Source organism: Dokdonia sp. Asnod1-B02, from assembly GCF_045063955.1.
Lineage (GTDB): Bacteria > Bacteroidota > Bacteroidia > Flavobacteriales > Flavobacteriaceae > Dokdonia.
Window position 1 is genome coordinate 1,498,734 of record NZ_JBEFNW010000002.1, and the last position, 14,476, is coordinate 1,513,209.

At 40.1% G+C, this 14,476-nt stretch carries 14 protein-coding genes; 11 read left to right on the forward strand and 3 right to left on the reverse strand.

Annotation, left to right across the window (positions count from 1 at the left end; genetic code table 11):
- Positions 1 to 67: 67 nt before the first annotated feature.
- The 11 genes from rny to ACJJVU_RS06930 all read left to right on the forward strand — a co-directional run bounded on the left by rny (position 68) and on the right by ACJJVU_RS06930 (position 11,269).
- Entirely contained in the window at positions 68 to 1,633 is a 1,566-nt protein-coding gene (gene rny / locus ACJJVU_RS06880) for a ribonuclease Y (RefSeq protein ID WP_405223637.1), read from the forward strand.
- Positions 1,634 to 2,074: 441 nt separating this feature from the next.
- A complete protein-coding gene (locus ACJJVU_RS06885; RefSeq protein WP_405223639.1) occupies positions 2,075 to 2,692 on the forward strand; it encodes a GNAT family N-acetyltransferase in 618 nt (205 codons plus the stop codon).
- On the forward strand, positions 2,692 to 3,873 hold the full coding sequence (gene argG, locus ACJJVU_RS06890) for an argininosuccinate synthase (protein ID WP_405223641.1): 1,182 nt from the start codon (positions 2,692 to 2,694) through the stop codon (positions 3,871 to 3,873). The genes ACJJVU_RS06885 and argG overlap by 1 nt, the downstream gene beginning before the upstream one ends.
- On the forward strand, positions 3,870 to 4,844 hold the full coding sequence (argC, locus tag ACJJVU_RS06895; RefSeq protein ID WP_405223643.1) for an N-acetyl-gamma-glutamyl-phosphate reductase: 975 nt from the start codon (positions 3,870 to 3,872) through the stop codon (positions 4,842 to 4,844). Before argG ends, argC begins: the two co-directional genes overlap by 4 nt.
- 18 nt (positions 4,845 to 4,862) lie before the next feature.
- A complete protein-coding gene (proC, locus tag ACJJVU_RS06900) occupies positions 4,863 to 5,651 on the forward strand; it encodes a pyrroline-5-carboxylate reductase (RefSeq protein WP_405223645.1) in 789 nt (262 codons plus the stop codon).
- An 18-nt stretch (positions 5,652 to 5,669) separates the two neighbouring features.
- The gene (locus ACJJVU_RS06905) at positions 5,670 to 6,794 is read left to right on the forward strand and encodes an aspartate aminotransferase family protein (protein WP_405223647.1); all 1,125 of its coding nucleotides are present in this window, start codon (positions 5,670 to 5,672) and stop codon (positions 6,792 to 6,794) included.
- Complete coding sequence (locus ACJJVU_RS06910; RefSeq protein WP_405223649.1) at positions 6,791 to 7,756, forward strand: N-acetylornithine carbamoyltransferase; 966 nt, start codon at positions 6,791 to 6,793, stop codon at positions 7,754 to 7,756. Before ACJJVU_RS06905 ends, ACJJVU_RS06910 begins: the two co-directional genes overlap by 4 nt.
- On the forward strand, positions 7,746 to 8,531 hold the full coding sequence (gene argB / locus ACJJVU_RS06915) for an acetylglutamate kinase (protein WP_298351452.1): 786 nt from the start codon (positions 7,746 to 7,748) through the stop codon (positions 8,529 to 8,531). Before ACJJVU_RS06910 ends, argB begins: the two co-directional genes overlap by 11 nt.
- Positions 8,522 to 9,592: a M20 family metallo-hydrolase gene (locus ACJJVU_RS06920; RefSeq protein ID WP_405223651.1), complete on the forward strand. Its 1,071-nt coding sequence runs from the start codon at positions 8,522 to 8,524 to the stop codon at positions 9,590 to 9,592. The genes argB and ACJJVU_RS06920 overlap by 10 nt, the downstream gene beginning before the upstream one ends.
- Before the next feature lie 54 nt (positions 9,593 to 9,646).
- On the forward strand, positions 9,647 to 10,930 hold the full coding sequence (argH, locus tag ACJJVU_RS06925; RefSeq protein ID WP_405223653.1) for an argininosuccinate lyase: 1,284 nt from the start codon (positions 9,647 to 9,649) through the stop codon (positions 10,928 to 10,930).
- A gap of 57 nt (positions 10,931 to 10,987) precedes the next feature.
- Positions 10,988 to 11,269 carry a DUF2188 domain-containing protein gene (locus ACJJVU_RS06930; protein ID WP_035336350.1) on the forward strand — a complete coding sequence of 94 codons (282 nt, stop codon included), beginning with the start codon at positions 10,988 to 10,990 and terminating at the stop codon, positions 11,267 to 11,269.
- Here the strand turns inward: ACJJVU_RS06930 and leuB are convergent.
- From leuB to leuC, 3 genes are all read right to left on the reverse strand, one after another.
- Positions 11,266 to 12,381 (reverse strand): 3-isopropylmalate dehydrogenase, encoded by a 1,116-nt coding sequence (gene leuB / locus ACJJVU_RS06935; RefSeq protein WP_405223655.1) that lies wholly within the window; start codon positions 12,379 to 12,381, stop codon positions 11,266 to 11,268. The two genes, ACJJVU_RS06930 and leuB, sit on opposite strands and share 4 nt — an antisense overlap.
- Positions 12,382 to 12,458: 77 nt before the next feature.
- On the reverse strand, positions 12,459 to 13,073 hold the full coding sequence (gene leuD, locus ACJJVU_RS06940) for a 3-isopropylmalate dehydratase small subunit (RefSeq protein ID WP_405223657.1): 615 nt from the start codon (positions 13,071 to 13,073) through the stop codon (positions 12,459 to 12,461).
- On the reverse strand, positions 13,073 to 14,458 hold the full coding sequence (gene leuC, locus ACJJVU_RS06945) for a 3-isopropylmalate dehydratase large subunit (RefSeq protein ID WP_405223659.1): 1,386 nt from the start codon (positions 14,456 to 14,458) through the stop codon (positions 13,073 to 13,075). Before leuC ends, leuD begins: the two co-directional genes overlap by 1 nt.
- Positions 14,459 to 14,476: the final 18 nt, after the last annotated feature.

Consider the following 14,476-nt stretch of genomic DNA (forward strand, 5'->3'; position numbering starts at 1 on the left):
GTTGTAAAACCTTATAAATCAACCATTAGTACTGCCCTCTGTGGCATTAAAAATATTCACTAAAATTATGGAACATAATGCACTCTTGTTCATCGTAGGTGTGATTGCACTAGCTTTAGGCTTTCTTATAGCAAAAATGCTAGAACGTAATAACGCATCGCAGATTATCAAACGCGCTAAGAAAAGTGCCCAAGGCATTTTAAAAGAAGCAACTTCTGATGGAGAGTCTCTTAAGAAAGATAAAATATTACAAGCAAAAGAAAAATTTATTGAGCTTAAAGCAGAGCATGAGAAGGTAATATTATCTCGTGATAAGAAAATGAATGATGCAGAGAAACGCGCTAGAGACAAAGAATCTCAAGTAAGTGGAGAGCTTTCGCGAAATAAAAAATTAAATCAATCACTAGAGGATAAGATTAAAGATTACGATAAGCGCTTAGAATACGTAGATAAGAAAAAGGCTGAAGCAGATAAGATGCACGAGAGTACTGTGCAGCAACTTGAGGTTATTTCTGGACTTTCTGCAGAAGAAGCAAAAAGTCAACTTGTAACAACGCTGAAAGATCAAGCGAAGGCTGATGCAATGAAGCATGTTCAAACTTCCATAGAAGAGGCAAAAATGACGGCAGAGCAGGAAGCTAAGAAGATTATTATAAATACGATACAGCGTATTGGGACAGAAGAAGCGGTAGAAAATTGTGTATCTGTCTTTAATCTAGAAAGTGACGACGTAAAAGGTAGAATCATAGGTCGTGAAGGACGTAACATACGCGCTATAGAAGCTGCAACGGGTGTTGAGATTATAGTAGATGATACTCCTGAGGCAATCATACTTTCATGTTTTGATAGTGTACGTCGTGAGGTAGCTCGTCTATCTCTTCACAAGCTTGTAACAGACGGTCGTATTCACCCAGCACGTATAGAAGAAGTTGTTCAAAAGACGACAAAACAGATAGAACAAGAAATTGTTGAAGTAGGTAAGCGTACGGTGATTGATTTAGGAATACACGGTTTACACCCAGAGCTCATTAAAGCTGTTGGACGTATGAAGTATCGTTCTTCTTATGGACAAAACTTACTACAACATAGTAGAGAAGTAGCAAAGCTATGTAGCGTGATGGCTGCAGAACTGGGTGTTAATGCCAAGCTTGCTCGTAGAGCTGGACTTTTACATGATATAGGTAAAGTGCCAGATACTGATACAGAAACTCCACACGCAATCTTAGGAATGCAGTGGGCAGAAAAATATGGAGAGAAACCAGACGTTTGCAACGCCATAGGAGCTCACCACGATGAGATAGAAATGACTAGTTTATTATCACCTATTGTTCAAGTTTGTGATGCTATAAGTGGAGCACGTCCAGGAGCTCGCCGTCAGGTACTAGATTCATACATACAGCGTCTTAAAGATCTAGAAGAAATCGCTTTTGGTTTTCAAGGTGTTAAAAAAGCATATGCAATTCAAGCTGGACGTGAGTTACGTGTAATTGTAGAGAGCGAAAAAGTAAATGATGATAAAGCATCTAATTTATCTTTCGAAATTTCTCAAAAGATTCAAACAGACATGACCTATCCAGGTCAAGTAAAAGTTACGGTGATACGCGAGACAAGAGCGGTAAATATTGCAAAGTAATTTAAAACTTTATTATAATTTAAAAAGCCTGTACTTATTGTACAGGCTTTTTTATTGAGTTTAATTGTAATTACTTCATTTTGAATAATTCATAATGAGTATTGTCTTTTTTAAGATATTAATATTCAAAGCTTACTATTATCTATAATTATTTAAAAAGCTGTGTATTTTTATAATTAGTGCTGAAAGTTTATGGCTAGCTCAAATAAGTTGCTACCTTTGAGTCATCTTATGAACAGAACAATTGTACATATCTTAAAAGCCTTAACAGCACTTCTTGCTGCAAGGCCTGCTATGCAATTAATTCCTGTTCCTGTACGACGATTCCGCCGCCGCCCGTAAGGGTAGCTCATTAATGAGGGATGGTAGGTGAGTCCTATCCCGTTTTCCACAAAAGGAACCGTCACATTTTCAATATACATTTTAACTTAAATCATCGCTATGCAAATTGTTGTAGCCACGATTTCGCATACACCATATGCTCAGATTATCTGTGATACCATCGCAGAGTCATCTAAGGTACGTGGTACAGGAATCGCTCGTAGAACTCCAGAATATGTCATCTCAAAGATGGAAGCAGGTAATGCTGTCATCGCTTTAGAGGGAGACGTTTTTGCGGGCTTCTGTTATATAGAAGCTTGGGGACACGAAAAATTTATAGCCAACTCTGGACTTATTGTTCACCCAGACTTCAGAGGACAGGGACTTGCTAAAAAAATTAAAGAGGAGATATTTACGCTTTCGCGAAAGCGTTATCCAGATGCAAAAATCTTCGGTATCACTACGGGTCTTGCCGTGATGAAGATTAATAGTGATTTAGGTTATAAACCCGTCACGTTTTCTGAACTCACAACAGATGAGAGCTTTTGGAAAGGCTGCCAAACCTGCAAGAACTTTGATGTACTCACACGTACAGAACAAAAGATGTGCTTATGCACAGGGATGCTCTATGATCCATCAAAAGAATCCAAATCCACAGAAAAAAATACTGTAAAGGCACCTGTTTTTAACAGGCTAAAACAAATAAAGGAAAAGCTATTCCTTAAAAAAAATAAGTAATGAAAAAATTAATCTTAGCATACTCAGGAGGACTCGATACAAGCTATTGTGTAAAATATTTTACTGCAGAAATGGGATATGAAGTACACGCTGTAAGTGTAAACACAGGTGGATTTACAGATCAAGAAATCGCAAATAACAAAGAGAAAGCGCTTGCCCTAGGAGCGACATCATATACTAATATAGATGCTATAGCTACCTTTTATGATACGGTGGTGAAGTACCTAATTTTTGGTAATGTACTTAAGAACAACAGTTATCCACTTTCTGTAAGTGCAGAGCGTATCGTGCAAGCCATAGAGATTGCAAAATTTGCCAAAGCTAAAAATGCCGATGCTATTGCTCACGGTAGTACGGGTGCAGGTAATGATCAAGTACGTTTTGATATGACGTTTCAGACTATTGTGCCAGAGTTAGAAATAATAACGCCGATTAGAGATCAAACGCTTTCGCGAAAGCAGGAAATCGATTACTTACAGAGTCACGGTATTTCTTGGTCTTGGGAGAAAGCTCAATACTCAATAAATCAAGGTTTATGGGGTACAAGTGTAGGAGGTGCTCAAACCCTAACTTCACATCAAACACTTCCTGAGGATTCATATCCTAGTCAGCTGGAGGCTAGCGATTCTCAAACCTTAAAAATTGGATTCACACAAGGAGAACCTACTTCGCTTAATGGAAAGCAAGGTTCGCCAGTGGAGATTATAGAGCAACTAGAAGACATTGCAAGTAAGTATGCCATAGGTCGCGGGATGCACGTGGGAGACACCATTATTGGTATAAAAGGAAGAGTAGGTTTTGAAGCTGCAGCTCCTATAATTATACTAGAAGCACATCGTACTCTTGAGAAACACACGCTTTCAAAATGGCAATTACAACACAAAGAAAATATTGCTTTGTGGTATGGTACTCACTTACACGAGGGATTATACCTAGAGCCTGTAATGAGAGACTTTGAAGCATTTTTACAAAGCAGCCAGAATACGGTGACTGGAGAAGTAGAAGTAGTATTACATCCATATAGATTTGAGGTAGTAGGCATCACATCAGATTATGACCTTATGCAATCTAAGGTAGCGAGCTACGGAGAAGAAAACCAAGGATGGACCGCCGCCGAAGCAAAAGGGTTTATAAAAATATTAGGGAACCAGTCTAGAATCATAGCAAACCAAAACAAATGAAAAAAATAGGAATCATAGGTGGTGCAGGTTATACTGCTGGGGAGCTCATTAGACTGCTTATTCATCACCCAGAAGTGCAGATAGATTTTATATACAGCACAAGTAATGCTGGTAATGCAGTAGGGATTGTTCATCAAGATCTTGCTCACGTAGACCTTAGTTTTACAAGTAAAGTAAATAGTGAGGTAGATGTAGTCTTCTTATGCTTGGGTCATGGTAATTCTGGCGAATTCTTGAGAAATCATACATTTTCTGATGCTACAAAGGTTGTTGACCTGAGTAATGAATTTAGACTTAAAAATGATATCTTTTTTCAAGATCGAGTTTTTGTATACGGACTTCCAGAAATCAATAAAGAGGAAATAAAAAACGCGCAGAATATTGCAAATCCAGGCTGTTTTGCAACTGCTATTCAGCTTGCGTTATTGCCGCTTGCGAGCGCTTCTTTACTTAGCCAAGATGTGCATATTAATGCCGTTACAGGTGCTACGGGAGCGGGAGTAAAACCAAGTGCTACTACGCATTTTGGGTGGAGAGATAATAACTTCTCACACTATAAGGCTTTTAATCATCAGCATCTTGGGGAGATAGGAGAGTCTGTCGTCCAGCTGCAAGAGAGTTTTAACAGCGAACTTCATTTCATTCCGCAGCGTGGTAATTTTTCTAGAGGGATTTTTGCAACTGCTTACACTCATTTTGAAGGCACTGTTGAGGATGCATATGAGCTCTATGAAGATTTTTATAAGGATTCCGCTTTCGCGAAAGCGGTAAAAGCACCTTTACACCTCAAACAAGTGATCAATACAAACTACTGTTTTATACACTTAGAAAAACATGGCAATAAATTATTGATTACCAGTGTGATTGATAATCTATTAAAAGGAGCAAGTGGTCAAGCTGTAGAAAATATGAATCTAATGTTTGGGTGGGCTCAAGATACTGGGCTCCAACTCAAGGCAAGTTATTTCTAATAGTTAAGATATAGACATATGAAAATAGCAATCATAGGAACGGGAAATTTAGGTCTTGCCATCGCAAAAGGACTCATCACAAATAATGCGGTAACTAGCTTATATCTTACTAAAAGAGATATTTCTAGTATCGAAAAATGGGATGCGTACAAGGAAGTAACAACTACGAGTGATAACCGTGAAGCTGTTGTAAAAAGCGATATTCTCATTTTTGCAGTACAACCAGGTCATTTTGCAGGTATACTTGAGGATATTAAAGAATTGCTTACTGAGAAACACATTATTATCTCTACGATAACTGGTTTTAAAGTGCCACAAATCGCTGAGATTGTAGGAGACGATCAATTTATTATACGAGCGATGCCTAACACCGCTATTGCTGTAGGGCAAAGTATGACCTGTTTATGTAGTAATACAGTAGGCGAAAAGCGTATTGCCATTGCCGAAGCCATTTTTAACAAATTAGGTACAACCCTTATTATTCCAGAAGGACAAATGCAAGCTGCTACGGTAATCTGTGCAAGTGGTATTGCTTTCTGGATGCGATTGATAAGAGCAACTACGCAGGGTGCCATACAGTTAGGTTTTGACGCAAAAGAAGCGCAAGAACTTGCAATGCAAACTTGTCTAGGAGCTGCCACGCTCGTTATTAAATCTGGAAACCACCCAGAAGCAGAAATTGATAAAGTAACTACGCCAAAAGGCTGTACCATAGAAGGTCTCAATGAGATGGAACATTCAGGTTTAAGCTCTTCTCTCATAAAGGGAATCGTGGCTAGTTATCAAAAAATTAATAGCATCTCATAGTGCTTAAAAATAAAGAGTATGAAATTATTTGATGTATATCCACTTTATGATGTTGCTCCTGTTAAGGCAGAGGGATGTTATGTGTATGATCAAAGTGGACAAGAGTATCTTGATTTATATGGTGGTCACGCGGTGATCTCTATAGGTCACGGACATCCTCATTATATAGAGAAATTAAAAACGCAGATGGATGCCATAGGCTTTTATTCTAATGCTGTTCAGAATCCGCTGCAGGTGGAGGTTGCTCAGAAGCTAGGAGCGCTTTCTGGTTGTGAGGATTACGATTTGTTTTTCTGTAATTCAGGAGCAGAGGCAAATGAGAACGGATTAAAACTAGCGTCATTTGACACAGGTAAAAGTCGCGTGGTAGCCTTTAAAAATAGCTTTCACGGGAGAACATCTGCCGCCGTAGCAGCTACTGATAATCCTAGTATTGTTGCACCTATAAATGCACAACACAAAGTATCCATACTTGATCTGGGCAATACGGAGCAACTAGAGGAAACTTTGCAACAAGGAGATTGCTGTGCAGTGATTTTAGAATTTATACAAGGTGTAGGAGGTTTAGATCAATCTACAGAGGTGTTTTATCAAGATGTTGCTACGCTTTGTAAAAAATATGATGTAAAACTTATTGCGGACGAGGTGCAATCTGGTTTTGGGAGATCTGGAGAGTTTTTTGCTTTTCAGAAATATAATGTCACTCCAGATATTATCACCATCGCAAAAGGAATGGGTAACGGTTTTCCCGTGGGCGGTGTGCTAGTGCATCACTCTATTGAGGCGCGTTATGGGATGCTGGGCACGACCTTTGGCGGTAATCATCTTGCTTGCGCTGCTACACTTGCAGTTCTCGAGGTGATTGAGAAGGAGCATTTGATGGCACACGCAAAGGAAATGGAAACCTACTTTAGGGAGAAAGCACTTGCTTTTGGCAATCGGGTGACTGTAAAAGGTCGCGGATTAATGCTAGGGCTAGACTTAGGCTACGATGTAGGAGCATTGCGCAAAAAACTCATCTACGAGCATCACATTTTTACAGGAGGAGCAAAAAACAAACACGTGCTCAGAATACTTCCACCACTTACGATTCAAAAACCACAGATAGATTTACTATTTGAAGCATTACACAAGGAGTTATGAAGAACTACATATCTATAAATGATATCCCTAATTTAGAAATGGCGATTAAAGAAGCGCTGTATATGAAGGAGTATCCGTACGCTTTCGCGAAAGCGGGAAAACAAAAAACCTTAGGTCTTCTATTTTTTAACTCAAGCTTACGTACAAGATTAAGCACAGAAAAGGCTGCCAAAAACCTTGGAATGGAGACGATGACACTCAATGTAAACAGTGATAGCTGGCAACTAGAGTTTGAAGATGGTACTGTGATGGATGGCACAAAAGCAGAGCATATTAAAGAGGCTGCGCAGGTGTTATCGCAATATTGTGATGTGCTTGCTGTGAGAGCTTTTCCAGGGCTGGTAGATAAAAGTCAAGATGAGCTAGAGGTTGTACTTTCTGCATTTATGCAATATGGGAGTGTGCCGGTTGTAAATCTAGAAAGCAGTACGGCGCACCCGCTACAAGGCTTTACAGATGCAATCACGATTTACGAACTCACCGAAAGTCTACGTGCAGCAAATAAAAAGCCTAATGTTGTGTTGACCTGGGCGCCACACCCTAAAGCATTGCCACACGCAGTTGCAAACTCATTTGTCCAGACTATGCAAAAGGCAAATGTGAATTTCACAATTACTAATCCAGAGGGTTATGATCTTAACCCAGAGATACGTGGTGAAGTACCTGTGATTCATAACCAGAAAGAAGCCTTTGCAAATGCCGATATCATTTATGTAAAAAACTGGAGCAGCTATGAAGATTATGGTAAGGTGCAATCGCAAGACAGTAACTGGATGATTAATGCCGAAAAACTTAAGGGAACTAATCAAGCCAAAGTAATGCATTGCCTACCTGTGCGCCGTAACGTTGTCATTGCAGATGATGTGCTAGACACCGAGTCAAGCGCTGTAATCCAGCAAGCTGGTAATAGAACGTGGGCTGCACAATGGGTGCTTAAAAACATACTCGACAATGATGAATAAACAGCAACTTACCGTAGTGAAAATAGGTGGAGACATTGTAGATTATGATGAACTACTCACTTCATTTTACACGCATTTTAAGGCAATTTCTGGTCCAGCTATTATCATTCACGGTGGAGGAAATAAAGCATCTACTTTACAAGAGCAGCTGGGTTCTGTCCCGGTAAAAGTAGACGGGAGAAGGGTTACAGATGAGGCCACGCTAGAGGTTGTGACAATGGTGTATGCCGGACTTCTCAATAAGAAACTTGTCGCTGGCCTGCAGGCAAAAGGTAAAAACACCATAGGACTTTCTGGAGCAGATGGAGATGCCGTGAGAGCGCATAAACGCGAAGTGATTACGGTAGATTATGGTTTTGTAGGGGATATAGATAGAGTAAATGTGAGTTTTATAAATGACCTCCTTTCTGACGGTAAAGTGCCTGTATTTTCTGCAATTACGCACGATGGTAATGGGCAATTACTGAACACCAATGCAGATACACTCGCTGCCAAAATTGCGGTAGCAATGAGCTCTTTATATAACGTTCAGTTGTTTTATTGTTTTACAAAACCAGGTGTCCTTGAAGATGTAAATAATGATGAATCGATAGTAACGCGCATAGATAAAGGGCTTTATAAAGAGATGAAAACAGCGGGACAAATATTTGAAGGTATGATTCCTAAACTAGATACTGCTTTTGAGGCGCTCGATCAAGGCGTTATGAGAGTACATTTGGGCGAGGTTGATGTACTGAGCGATAACACTATAAAACACACGACACTATGTCTTTAAAAACTCAAATTGATAGCGCCGTAGCATTGCTGCAATCACTCATTGAGACACAAAGTTTTTCTAGCGAAGAAGACGGCACAGCTTTACTTATCATAAACTGGTTAGAGGAGGAGGGGATTACGCTTTCGCGAAAGCGTAACAACATCTACGCATTTAATAAACATTATGACGCATCAAAACCGTTATTGCTTCTCAACTCCCACCACGATACGGTTAAGCCAAATAAAGGATACACAAGAGATCCTTATAATGCCGAAATCAAGGACGGGAAATTGTACGGTCTAGGCAGTAATGATGCAGGTGCAAGTCTTGTAGGATTGCTTACTGCGTTTGTTCATTTTTATGAGCGTGAGGGTATGTCTCATAATATTGTAATTGTAGCTTCTGCTGAAGAAGAGTCAAGTGGTCCAAATGGTCTTAATAGTATGCTTGCGCATCTACCAGAAATAGATGTTGCCATAGTAGGCGAGCCTACACTTATGAACCTCGCCATTGCCGAAAAAGGTTTGGTTGTTTTTGACGCCGTAGTAAAAGGAACGGCAGGTCACGCAGCTCACATAAAGGAGAATATGGCTATTTATAATGTAATAGAAACCTTGCAGTGGTTTGAGAATATAACTTTTGATAAAGTGTCTGAGACGCTGGGTGCCACTAAGGTTACAGTAACACAAATTAATGCGGGTAGTCAACATAATGTAGTGCCCAGCCAGGTAGAGCTCGTCATAGATGTAAGAGTAAACGAGCATTACAGCAACCAAGAAATCGCCGATTATATGGTGGCAAATGTGCCGTGTGACACAATACAGCCACGGTCATTGCGATTAAATAGTTCGCGTATTCCAAAGGAGCACAAATTAGTACAAGCAGGAATAGCGCTAGGTAGAGAGACCTACGGTTCGCCTACCTTATCTGATCAAGCCTGCTTGAGTTGTCCATCTTTAAAGCTAGGTATAGGTGACAGCACTCGCTCTCATATGGCAGATGAGTTTGTCTATGTACACGAGATAGAGCAGGGGATTCCATTATATATTGATCTTCTAGAAAAATTTTTAAACGCATAAATAATAAAGGTTGTTGCAATAGTGTGAATAGCATAACCTACTAATAAGATACCTATGAAACTTTGGGAAAAAGGAATACCAACAGATCAAAAAATAGAAGCATTTACGGTGGGGAATGATCGTGAGATTGATATCCATATTGCTAAGTACGATTTGCTAGCTAGCAAGGCACACGCAACGATGCTTGCTTCTGTTGGCTTACTTACACAAGAAGAAAGCGAGCAGTTAAATAAGCAATTAGACCTTATGCTCAAGCAAGAGCAGGAAGGAACATTTGTTATAGAAGCAGATTTTGAAGATGTACACTCTAAGATAGAAAGTGATCTTGTAAAAGCATTAGGAGATACGGGGAAAAAAATACACACAGCGAGATCTCGTAATGACCAAGTTCTTGTGGCGTTAAACCTTTATTTTAAAGCAGAATTGTCTCAAATAACTGAAGGCGTAGAGAAGTTGTTTGACACACTTCTCAAACTTGCAGAGACTCATAAAAACACCTTGCTGCCTGGATATACACACCTTCAAGTGGCGATGCCGTCATCATTTGGACTTTGGTTTTCTGCCTACGCAGAGTTACTTATAGATGATCTATACTTGCTCAAGGCAGCACAAAAGGTGGTGGATCAAAATCCGCTGGGGAGTGCAGCTGGATATGGATCTAGTTTTCCTATCGATAGAGAGATGACTACCGCGCAACTTGGATTTGCCGATTTGAAATACAATGTAATTGCAGCTCAACTCTCAAGAGGGAAATCTGAGCGTACGGTAACGCAAGCTGTTGCAAATATTGCAAATACGCTAAGTCGTTTTGCGATGGATATATGTTTGTACTGTTCTCAAAATTTTGGGTTTATTAAGTTTCCAGATGCGCTTACTACGGGTAGTAGTATAATGCCGCACAAAAAGAATCCAGATGTTTTTGAATTGCTTCGTGGTAAGTGCAATCAGTTACAAGCAATCCCACAAGAAATGATTATGATTACAAATAATTTACCAAGTGGTTACCATAGAGATTACCAGTTACTTAAAGAAAATGCTATCAAGTCTGTTGAGGATCTTAAAGTAGTACTAGATATTTTTGAGTTCTCTATTGCTCAGGTGCAAGTGCAGGATGTTAATCTAGATGATGAGAAGTATCAACACCTCTTTACAGTAGATGCTATTAATGATCTTGTAGCCGCTGGAGTGCCTTTTAGAGAAGCATATAAGCAAATAGGGGAGCAGGTAGAAAATGGTTCTTTTAAAGCAGGAAATACAAAGGAGCACTCACACTTAGGAAGTATACATAACCTAGGTCTAGATAAGATACAAGCCAAATTTGACAAGGCGGTATCTTAATGAGTATCGAAGACTTTAGACACATAATGAGCTTATGTAAAATAGTATCTTCGCACAATGAGTAGTATTAAAACCTTTTTGCGTTCACTACTAGAAATAGTAGAAAACGTATATGAAAACTCTCGCAAGGCAAGTAGAAAACGTACTTGGCATCAGCACGTGGTCCCCTATGAAGGGGACTGGGCTGTAAGGCGCGAGGGTAACAAGCGTATCACTTCAAAGCATCAAAAGCAGAGTACTGCCATACGTAAAGCAAAGAGTATTGCACGTAAACGCAAGGCAGATGTGATTATACACCGTGCAGGTGGTGGCATACGCGAGCGTATAAACTACGATTAAATAATTGTGCTTTGTCCTGCGTGAATATTTTTAAAATTACGATTTGTGTCTTCTGGATTAAGAATGTAATCTGCAATAAAGTCGCCCACTTTTGAAGTGCTTAGTGGCTTTTTGGGATTGAGGTCTTCTGTAGAGAAACCTAATTCTAAAGATTTTTCTACAGCGGTTTCTATACTGGCTGCCTCTTCTTGCAAGCCTAGGTGTCTTAACAACATCGCAGCAGATAAGATAGAAGCCAGCGGATTTGCAATTCCCTTGCCAGTCGCTTGCGGGTAGGAGCCGTGTATAGGCTCAAAAAGTGCATTTTCTGTACCTACAGAGGCAGAAGCTAGAAGTCCTATAGAACCTCCTATCACACTTGCCTCATCAGAAATAATATCACCAAACAAGTTTTCTGTCAAAATCACGTCAAACTGCTTTGGGTTTAAAATCATTTGCATCGCTGCATTGTCTACAAAGAGAAAATCTACCGCTACATCTGGATATCCTTTTGCTATCTCAGTTACTGTTTTTCTCCACAGCCTTGATGTTTCTAGCACGTTTGCTTTATCTACAAGAGTAAGTTTTTTACGTCGTTTTTGAGCTTCTTTAAATGCTAGATGTGCAATTCTCGTAATTTCCTCTACAGAATACGAGCAACCGTCTGAAGCTACTTGACCATCATCACTTAGATGCTTTTCTCCGAAATAGATTCCACCAGTTAGTTCGCGATAAATTGACATATCTGCGCCAGAGATGATTTCTCTCTTTAATGGAGAGTTATCTATAAGTTGCTCGTAAGCCTTTACAGGTCGGATGTTGCAAAATAGCCCTAATGATTTACGTAAACGAAGAAGACCTTGTTCTGGGCGAACTTTTGCTGTTGGGTCATTGTCATATTTAGGATCTCCAATAGCCCCAAATAATATAGCGTCAGATGCCTCACAAATATCCAGCGTTTCCTCAGGAAGCGGATTACCCGTCGCATCTATGGCGCAAGCGCCCATCATTGCTTCTGTATATGTGAAGTGATGTCCGTATTCATCTGCCACTGCCTCTAGCGCTTTTTTTGCTTGAGCAGTAACTTCCGGTCCTATCCCGTCTCCAGGTATGATTGCTATATTAAAATCCATAGTGTGTGTTTGAATTATGTACTAAATCCCCGCCTTTGTAAGCGAGGATCTGGTAACCATTTATATAAAGTGTTTTATTAAAACACCATTCGTTCTTTTTCAAAGGCTTCTATTTCTGCCTTTTTACTTAATAAAAAATCTATATCGTCATACCCATTGATCATACATACTTTCTTGTAAGAATCTATTTCAAATTCCGCTTTTGTACTTCGACCTTGCTCAGTATAAACTCCAGCCATCTCCACCACTTGATTTTCTAGATCTATTGTAATGGGCAACTCAGGATTTGCTTCTATACCTGCTAGTAATTCCTTAAGGTACTCCGGCGTCACCTGAATAGGAAGCAAGCCGTTGTTAAGTGCATTACCTTTAAAAATATCTGCAAAAAAACTTGATATGACTACTTTAAACCCATACCCTACAATTGCCCAAGCAGCGTGCTCACGGCTAGACCCACAACCAAAGTTGTCTCCAGCTACGAGAATTTTTGCTCCAGCATATTGTGGTTTATTAATAGGGAACTCTGCATCCAGCGTTCCATCTTTTTTAAAACGCCAGTCTCTAAAAACGTTATCTCCAAATCCTTTCTTATCTGTCGCTTTTAAAAAACGTGCAGGGATAATCTGGTCTGTATCTATATTTTCAATAGGTAGCGGTACCGCTGTGCTTATGAGTTTTGTAAATTTTTCCATTAGGCTACAGCTTCTTTTGTGACGTCTACTATTTTTCCTGCAATGGCAGTTGCGGCAGCTACAAGGGGAGAAGCGAGTATTGTTCTCGCACCTTGACCTTGGCGACCTTCAAAATTTCTATTTGAGGTAGAAACACAGTACTCTCCAGCGGGAATCTTATCATCATTCATCGCTAGACAGGCTGAACAGCCAGGCTGCCGTAAGGCAAACCCAGCCTCTTCAAACACCTCTTTAAGCCCCTCTTCTTCGAGTTGCTTTGCTACTTGTTGTGAGCCAGGTACTAGCCAGGCGTTCACATTTGCAGCTTTATGTTTTCCGCGCACGTATGCTGCGGCTATTCTAAAATCTTCTATTCTTGAGTTTGTACAACTTCCTAAAAACACATAATTAATAGGTGTGTCTAGTAGTTGATCTCCACCCTTGAAATTCATATATTCAAGTGCTTTCTCAAAGGTCATATCACCCTTCTCAGGGATAGCGCCATTTATTTTAATTCCCATTCCCGGGTTTGTGCCGTAGGTGAGCATAGGTGCTATATCTTCGGCATCAAATTGATATTCTTTGTCAAAAGTGGCATCTTGATCTGTAGGAAGTGTTTTCCAGTAGGATACCGCTTTCGCGAAAGCGTCACCCTGCGGAGCAAATTTGCGCCCTTCCACATAATCAAAAGTGGTTTGATCTGGGGCAATCATTCCGCCACGAGCACCCATCTCGATACTCATATTACAAACCGTCATACGGCCTTCCATACTCATCTCCTCAAAAACATTACCTGCATACTCACAGAAGTAACCCGTACCAGCATTTGTGCCGATTTTTGAAATGATATATAAAATCACATCCTTAGGGGAAACGTGCGGTGCAAGAGTTCCATTTACAGAAACGCGTAAGCTTTTAGGCTTGTTAAGTAATAGGCTCTGACTCGCAAATACTTGTCCCACCTGGCTCGTCCCGATACCAAAGGCAATAGTGCCAAAAGCCCCGTGTGTTGAGGTGTGACTATCACCACAAACCATAGTCATACCTGGTCGTGTGATGCCCAGTTCTGGTGCCATCACGTGTACAATACCATTGTATTTGTGACCTAGACCATAGAGGGTGATGTTATGTTTATCACAGTTTTCTGTGAGTTGTTGTAATTGCTTGCGAGACATTTCATCTCTAATAGGTAAATGCTGATCTTGAGTTGGGGTATTATGATCTGCCGTGGCAACTATTTGATCTGGACGCGCTACAGTAATGCCACGCTCCTCAAGCTCATTAAATGCCTGCGGACTGGTAACCTCGTGTATCAAGTGCTTGTCTATATATAAGATTTGGGGTCCGTTATCTACCGTGTCTACTACGTGTGCATCCCAAACTTTATCAAATAGTGTTTTTCCCATTGTATTGTGTTACTCAAA